The sequence below is a fragment of the Nocardioides sp. genome, from assembly GCF_041600255.1.
Lineage (GTDB): Bacteria > Actinomycetota > Actinomycetes > Propionibacteriales > Nocardioidaceae > Nocardioides.
In genome coordinates, this window is record NZ_JBFIKK010000149.1 from 1 (window position 1) to 7,398 (window position 7,398).

General features: G+C 71.0%; 8 protein-coding genes. 1 reads left to right on the top strand and 7 read right to left on the bottom strand.

All coding sequences use genetic code 11. From position 1 onward, the window contains the following. The 4 genes from ABZE72_RS14595 to ABZE72_RS14610 all read right to left on the bottom strand — a co-directional run. Positions 1 to 246 (bottom strand): hypothetical protein (locus tag ABZE72_RS14595; protein ID WP_372729762.1); only part of this gene is annotated, 246 nt, incomplete at its 3' end. Positions 247 to 268: 22 nt separating this feature from the next. Next, positions 269 to 1,102 (bottom strand): EamA family transporter, encoded by an 834-nt coding sequence (locus ABZE72_RS14600; protein ID WP_372729763.1) that lies wholly within the window; start codon positions 1,100 to 1,102, stop codon positions 269 to 271. A 1-nt stretch (position 1,103) separates the two neighbouring features. Then, entirely contained in the window at positions 1,104 to 1,580 is a 477-nt protein-coding gene (locus ABZE72_RS14605) for a DUF456 domain-containing protein (RefSeq protein ID WP_372729764.1), read from the bottom strand. Positions 1,581 to 1,673: 93 nt separating this feature from the next. Beyond that, on the bottom strand, positions 1,674 to 1,895 hold the full coding sequence (locus tag ABZE72_RS14610) for a hypothetical protein (RefSeq protein WP_372729765.1): 222 nt from the start codon (positions 1,893 to 1,895) through the stop codon (positions 1,674 to 1,676). Between the two features lie 361 nt (positions 1,896 to 2,256). On the opposite strand from ABZE72_RS14610, the gene ABZE72_RS14615 reads away from it, so the two are divergent. Further along, complete coding sequence (locus ABZE72_RS14615; RefSeq protein ID WP_372729769.1) at positions 2,257 to 4,341, top strand: type IIA DNA topoisomerase subunit B; 2,085 nt, start codon at positions 2,257 to 2,259, stop codon at positions 4,339 to 4,341. Positions 4,342 to 4,404: 63 nt separating this feature from the next. Here ABZE72_RS14615 and ABZE72_RS14620 read toward each other — a convergent pair whose 3' ends face one another. The 3 genes from ABZE72_RS14620 to ABZE72_RS14630 form a co-directional block, all read right to left on the bottom strand. Continuing rightward, a complete protein-coding gene (locus ABZE72_RS14620) occupies positions 4,405 to 4,899 on the bottom strand; it encodes a beta-class carbonic anhydrase (RefSeq protein WP_372729766.1) in 495 nt (164 codons plus the stop codon). 70 nt (positions 4,900 to 4,969) lie between these two features. Beyond that, on the bottom strand, positions 4,970 to 6,730 hold the full coding sequence (locus ABZE72_RS14625) for an MFS transporter (RefSeq protein WP_372729767.1): 1,761 nt from the start codon (positions 6,728 to 6,730) through the stop codon (positions 4,970 to 4,972). A gap of 19 nt (positions 6,731 to 6,749) precedes the next feature. Next, a partial coding sequence (locus ABZE72_RS14630) for an LppX_LprAFG lipoprotein (RefSeq protein WP_372729768.1) occupies positions 6,750 to 7,398 on the bottom strand: 649 nt, incomplete at its 5' end.

Here is a 7,398-nt window from a genome sequence, read left to right on the forward strand (position 1 = left end):
CACGACGCCCACCCAGATCCCACTGGCCCGGGACCCGCGCAGCGGGTCCTCGGTCGCGGTCGCCCGGGTGTCCGCGGGGGTCGCGCGGCCGGTGGGCTCCTTCGCATGGTCCTTCTTCGGGGCCGATGAGCTGCCGGGGGCGCTGCCCGGTGCGCTGCCGGGTGCACTGCCCGGTGCCGGGGCGCCGCCGCTCGTGGAACCGCTGGGAGTGGAGCCGGAGGGTCGTGGCGGCGTCGTGTCGGTCATGTCTCGAACGTTACCGGTGATCTCAACCCGCCGCGACGAGTCCGATGGCCACGGCGCAGAGCGCCAGGCCCACCGCCTGGGTGCGCAGGATGTGTTCCCGCAGCACCGTGGCGGCCAGCACCACGGTGAAGGCCGGGTAGAGCGAGGAGATCACCGCCGTGATGGTCAGCTCGCCGTGGTGGGTGGCCACCAGGAAGGACCCGGTGGCGACCGCGCCCAGGGCTCCACTGATCAGTCCGCCCAGGGCCCGCGGGTCGCGGGGGAGCCACGCGGAGCGCAGCGCGGTGGCCACCACGATGATCGCGCCCGCCGCGACCACCTGGTTCAGCGCGAGCGGCAGGAACCCTGCCTCGGCCGGCAGCTGCGCGAGCGACGCGAAGAGGGTGCCGAAGCCGAGCCCGGCCAGGACACCGTCCTTCACCCCCGCCGCCATGCCCGTCGTTCCGGACGTGGAGGGCCCCCGCGAGACGTACCAGATCCCCGGCAGCGCCAACGCGATCCCCAGCCAGACCAGCGCGCTGGGACGCTCGCCGGCGAGGAGGCCGACCGACACCGGGACCAGGGCGGCCCCGACCCCGGAGATCGGTGCCACCACGCCCATCCGCCCCGAGGAGAGCCCCCGGTAGAGGAACGCCGTCCCGAAGCCGTTGCCGAGCCCGGCCAGCACCCCCCAGGCGAGGTCCACCCGGGTCGGGGCCCCGGGCTCCACCAGGGAGAACCCGAGCACCAGCAGTGCGCCGCCGATCTGCGCGCTGAAGGCGACCGCCCAGGGGCTGACCCGCTTGGAGAAGACACCGCCGACGAAGTCGGCCAGACCGTAGGAGAGCGCGGCCAGCAGGGAGAGCAGGATCGCCATGTCAGGTGACCGCGACGCCGACGACCCAGGTCGCGGTCGCCAGCAGCGCCGCGGTGAGCTCGATCAGGATGCTCAGGCCCACAGCCCGCAGGGCCGACCGGGTGGAGGGTCCGGCGGCGGCGGCGCCCACCCGGTGGCGTTCCGCGGCATAGACGCCGGCCACGAACCCGATCACCAGCCCGATCACCGGGATCACGAAGAAGCCGGCGATCGCCCCGAGGGCGCCGGCCCACTGGGTCGAGGCCGGGACCCCGGCCCCCTGCAGGCGTCGTCCCGGCACGACGTACTTGGCGACCGACCCGGTCACGAGCAGGGTGGCGACCACGGCGAAGACGATCCACGCGGTGCCGCTGCCGACCTCGAGCGCCCAGACCAGGACGGCGCCCAGCACCAGGATCGAGCCCGGCAGGATCGGCACGACGATGCCGACCAGGCCGACGGCGATCGCCAGCGCGACGAGGACTTCGGTGAGGCTCACGGCGGACACCTTCTCAGACACCTGCCCCCGAAATGCCCACGACCCCGGACCATCAGGTCCGGGGTCGTGCGGGTGTCTGTCGGGGTGCCTACCTCAGGGAGTGACCTGGGGAGTGGCACCGAGCTTGTGCGTCTCGTCGATCACGGTGACCGCGATCTCCTTGAGCTTGTCGCCATGCTCACGCGCGTGGTGGGCGCAGAACAGGAGTTCGCCGCCGGTCTGGAGCTCCACGCGAAGGTAGGCCTGGGCTCCGCAACGGTCGCAGCGGTCCACAGCAGTGAGTGCTGCGGAACTAGGGGCAACGGCAGTGGTCACAACGGCCTCATTTCTCTTCGTTCGGTGTCTTGCTCAACGTAGGCACGGTGGTGAAGATTCCCGCTTCGGCGTATCGCTGACACTTCATCCAATCACGGAGTGTCTACCCCTTCATCGGTGCATCCACACCCCGACTTGAGGGGGGCGCAAGACAACTCTTCTGTTGGGAGTCTGACGCGCGAGGCCGGCGCCGCGTTGCGGTTCGGTCGTCCCGGGAACCGATCGTGTCCACATCGTGACGTGGATCTCACGGTGGTGCTGTCCTGCTCACGGTAGACCCGCCCCCGGGCCGGTGCCGGCAGGCGAGCCTTCTGCGTCGTACGGCGTGTCGCAGGTAGATTCGACACCGAACAACCGACGGATTTGCCCAGGCTGGGAGCCCACGATCGACAACACGTACAACGCGGCCCATCTCCTCGTGCTCGAGGGGCTGGAAGCCGTACGCAAGCGTCCAGGGATGTACATCGGCTCGACCGACACCCGGGGGTTGATGCACTGCCTCTGGGAGATCATCGACAACGGTGTGGACGAGGCGTTGGCCGGCGCTGCCAAGCGGATCGAGGTCACCCTGCACCCCGACGACTCCGCCGAGGTGCACGACGACGGCCGCGGCATCCCGATCGACAAGGAGCCCAAGACCGGGCTCCCGGGCGTCGAGGTGATCTTCACCAAGCTGCACGCCGGCGGGAAGTTCGGCGGCGGGTCGTACGTCGCCACCGGTGGTCTGCACGGCGTGGGCGCGTCGGTGGTGAACGCGCTCTCCAGCCGGCTCGACGTCGACGTCGACCGGTCGCCTGCCCAGCAGGGCATGTCCTTCCAGCGCGGATTCCCCGGCGTCTTCGACGGTGACGGGCTGGGGGCGTCCTTCGAGCCTCGCTCCGGGCTGACCCGCAAGGGCCCCCGCGTGGCGAAGGGGAAGAGCGGCACCCGGATCAGGTTCTGGCCCGACCGCCAGATCTTCACCAAGGACGCCACGTTCGTCTACGAGGACCTGGTCACCCGGGCCCGGCAGACGTCGTTCATCGTGCCGGGGCTCGAGCTGGTCATCCGCGACCTGCGCGGCGACGTCCCCGTGGAGGAGAAGTTCCGTCACGACGGCGGGATCGCCGAGTTCACCGAGTTCCTCGCCCACGACGAGCCGGTCACCGACATCCTGCGACTGCAGGGCATGGACACCTTCACCGAGACCGTCCCGCTGCTCGACGACAAGGGGCACATGACCCCGCAGGAGATCGAGCGGGAACTGCACGTCGACGTCGCGGTGCGCTGGGGCACCGGCTACGACACCGAGCTGCGCTCGTTCGTGAACGTCATCGCCACGCCCAAGGGCGGAACGCACCTCAGCGGCTTCGAACAGGCCGTGACCAAGACCTTCAACGACGTGATGCGGTCCAGCAAGGCGCTCAAGGTCAATGACGCGGACGTGATCAAGGACGACGTCCTCGAGGGCCTCACCGGGGTCGTCACGGTCCGTCTGGCCGAGCCCCAGTTCGAGGGGCAGACCAAGGAGATCCTGGGCACGCCGGCCGCCCGGCAGGTCGTGCGGAAGGTGGTCGCGGCCGAGCTGAAGAAGTTCCTCACCTCCACCAAGCGGGTCGAGAAGGCCCAGGCCAAGCTGGTGATGGAGAAGGTGGTCGGGGCCTCCAAGACCCGGATCGCCGCGCGCCAGCACAAGGAGACCCAGCGCCGCAAGAACGCTTTGGAGTCCTCCGCACTGCCCTCGAAGCTGGCGGACTGCCGGGCCAACGACAACGACCGCACCGAGCTCTTCATCGTCGAGGGCGACTCCGCGCTCGGGACGGCGAAGCTGGCCCGGGACTCGGAGTTCCAGGCGCTGCTGCCGATCCGGGGCAAGATCCTCAACGTGCAGAAGGCCTCGGTCGGCGACATGCTCAAGAACGCCGAGTGCGCCTCGATCATCCAGGTCGTCGGCGCCGGCTCGGGTCGCACCTTCGAGTCGGAGGCCCGTCGCTACGGCCGGATCATCTTCATGGCCGACGCCGACTCCGACGGCGCCCACATCCGTTGCCTGCTCGCGACGCTCTTCTTCAAGTACATGCCGGACCTGATCACCGAGGGCCGGGTCTACTCGGCCGTGCCCCCGCTGCACCGGATCGAGATCTCCAACCCCAAGAAGGGGATGGACAAGTACGTCTACACGTACTCCGACGACGAGCTCCAACGGAAGATGGCCGAGCTCAAGCGCAAGAACGTGAAGTGGAAGGACCCGATCCAGCGCTACAAGGGTCTGGGCGAGATGGACGCCGACCAGCTGGCCGAGACGACCATGGACCCGCGGCACCGCACGCTGCGCCGGATCACCGTCGACGACGCGGACGCCGCGTCCCGGGTCTTCGAACTGCTGATGGGCTCCGACGTGGCGCCGCGCAAGGAGTTCATCGTCCAGGGCGCCTACGAGGTCGACGTCGAGGCCCTGGACGCCTGAGGCGTGCCCGCTGCCCGGGTCAGCGGTCGTCCGCGGGGCCGCTGGGAGCGGAGGTCCGCTCGCTCAGAGGACCTGGTCGATGAGGCCGGAGTCGACGTCGTACAGGAAGCCGCCCACCAGGACGGTCTCCGGGATCAGCGGGTGGCTGCGCACCTTGTGCACGTCCTCGGTCAACGAGGCCACCTGGTCCTCGACCACGTGGAACTGCTGCCAGGAGGCGTCCTGTCCGGCCGAGGCGCCCACCCGGTCGCGGAGCTCCTGCTCGGTGTTCGAGGCCATCGCGCAGCGCGTGTGCGGGATGACCAGGATGCGCTCGACGCCGAGCAGGTGCACGCCGAGCACCAGCGCCTCCAGGGCGGCGGTGGTCACCCGGCCGCCGGGGTTGCGGAAGATCTTCGCGTCGCCCGGGGAGAGCCCGAGCATGTTCAGCGGGTCGATCCGGGAGTCCATGCAGGTCACGATGGCCACGCCCGCATGAGCCACACCGTCGAAGCCGCCGAGAGCGAAGTCGGAGGCGAAGCGGCGGTTGGCGTCCAGCAGGTCCTCGAAGTCGTTCACGAGGGCGAGGTTAGTGGAGGCGCGCGACGCCCCGACAGGGGGTTCGGCCAGCGAGAGACGACCGGGGTGCTCAGCCGCCGGAGCGCAGCACGTCGGCGGGGCTCAGCGCCCGCGTCGGCGCCCCGCGGAAGAGCACCAGGGCGAGCACGGCCGCGATCGTCGCCGAGACCGCGGCACCGGCGAAGACCGCCTGCTCCTGGGCGATGCCGAGGGTGGTGAGCAGGTCGTTGTACGCCGAGCACCTGCTGGCACCGCCGCAGACCTCGCGCACCGAGGGGATGTCGGCGGCCTCGTAGCTGGCGTAGTAGCGCCGCAGCCCGATCGTGGTCAGCACCGAGATGCCGACCAGCATGCCGACCATCCGGGCCACCACCACCAGCGCCGCCGCCAGGCCGTGCACGTCGTCGTCGGTGGAGGCCAGGACGGCGGCGTTGACCGGCGCCAGGGCCAGGCCGAACCCGAAGCCGCCCAGCAGCAGCGCCACCGTGGAGCCGGCCTGCTCGAGGCTGTCGATGTCCCAGCGCGCCATCAGCACGAAGGCCAGCGCGGCCATCAGCATCCCGGCCGCCGTGACCAGCCCGGCGCTCAGCGTGCGGGTCAGGTAGCCGCCGATCACGGCTCCGACCGGCAGGGCGACCAGGAAGCGGACCAGCACCAAGGCTGCCATCAGCTGGGAGTCGCCGTGGACCGTGGTCCGGGCGAAGATCGGGATGTCGATCAGGGCCGCGATCAGGGCGGCACCCACGAAGAAGCTGACCAGCAGGGCGCCCCAGGCCGGCGTACGACGCAGCGCGCCGGGGGGGACCAGCGGCCGGGTGGCGCTGCGCAGGTGCAGGACGAACGCGACGGTGGCCACGGCAGAGCCCAGGAGGTACCACCAGCCCTGGGCGGAGAAGACCTCGATCTTGGGGTCGGCGGTCGCGAAGGCGAGGATCACCCCGCCCAGCGCGACGGCCAGGAAGCTGGCGCCGACCAGGTCGGCCTCCCGGGCGGTGCGGCCCCAGGCCCGCAGGTCGACCAGGGGCCGGGCGGCGGTGACGCACCGGAGCAGGAACAGGCTCGCCGCCAGCAGGGTCAGCAACCCCAGGGGGGTCAGCCAGCGTCCGCTGCCGACGACCGGGATGAAGAGCTGCCCCCAGGTCAGGTCGCGGAGCAGCTCGCTGGGCCGGACGAAGACCAGGGCCCCGGCCACGGTGGTGAGGCCCAGGAGCCCGAGCCCGACGAGGTCGACGCGTCGCCACCAACGGCGCTGGTGTCCACCGGCGAGGGGGCCCGGTGCCAGGCTGCGCAGCGCCGCGGCGAGCACCAGCCCGACCGCGAGGTTGATCAGGAAGATGGCGCGCCAGTCGGCCACGCTGAGCACGACGGCCCCGAACAATGGTCCGATCACCGCGCCGAGCTCCTGGACGGCCGAGACCACGCCGAGCGGGACGCCGCGCCGTTGCACGGGGTAGAGGTCGGCCACCAGCGCCAGGGTGGCCGGCACCAGGCCGCCGCCGCCCACCCCCTGCAGGAACCGGCCGCCGACGAGGGTCGGCATGTCGTAGGCCAGCGTGGTGACCAGGGAGCCGACCGCGAACAGCACCAGCGCCGCCACGAGCACGGGGACGCGGCCGCGCAGGTCGGCGATCCGGCCGATCAGCGGCAGCATCGCGACGTAGCCGAGCAGGAAGCCGGAGACGATCGGCGCCGCGCGCTGGAGCTCGTCGATCGGGATGCCCGTGCTGGCCATCATGTCGGGCAGCGCGAGCACGACGACGTAGGTGTCGGCGGCCGCGAAGGCGACGGCGATGCTCGCCAGGGTGAGCAGCAGCCGGGGCCGGTCGGTCATCGGCCGGTCACGGGATCGGTCACGGCGCGGTGATGTCCTGCTCGATGCCGTAGTCGTCGAAGGAGATCGTGTAGGTCATCGACTCGGTGCCGGGGTAGAAGACGCCGGTGAGCTCGGCGCTGCGGAGCTCGTTGCCGTCGGTGACGGTGTACGTCGCGTCGAACGAGCCGGACGCCCCGGGCAGGATGTTCTTGACCGCGGCATCGGTCACGGTGCCGGTGTACTCGGTGAGGATCTCGCGGTTCTCGGTCCCGCCGCGGACGCTGTCACCCTCCTCGAGGCCGGTGGTGGCGGTCAGCACCGAGGAGAGGCCGGCGTCCGGGCTGAGCAGCTGGGCCGGGTCCGGGGCGCCGTAGTCACCCGGGTCGATGTCCTGCCACCCCGGGGTGAGTGGGATCTGGGCGTAGACCTTGCCGTCCACCGCGATCACCGGGACGTCGAAGGCCTGACCGGAGAGGACGACGGTGATGGTGCCGTCGAAGGCCGGCGGGTGGGTGGCCACGCCCTCGGCCTTGGTGGCGCCGATGACACCCTCGGGGAGGTCCTCGGTGATCAGGGCGACCCGGACCCCGCTGGTCTCGTCGAGGGTGACCTTGGCTGCGGCCATCACCTCCTCGGGCGTGGCTCCTGCCTCGCTCGGTGAGTCCTCGCCGCCGCAGGCGGCGAGG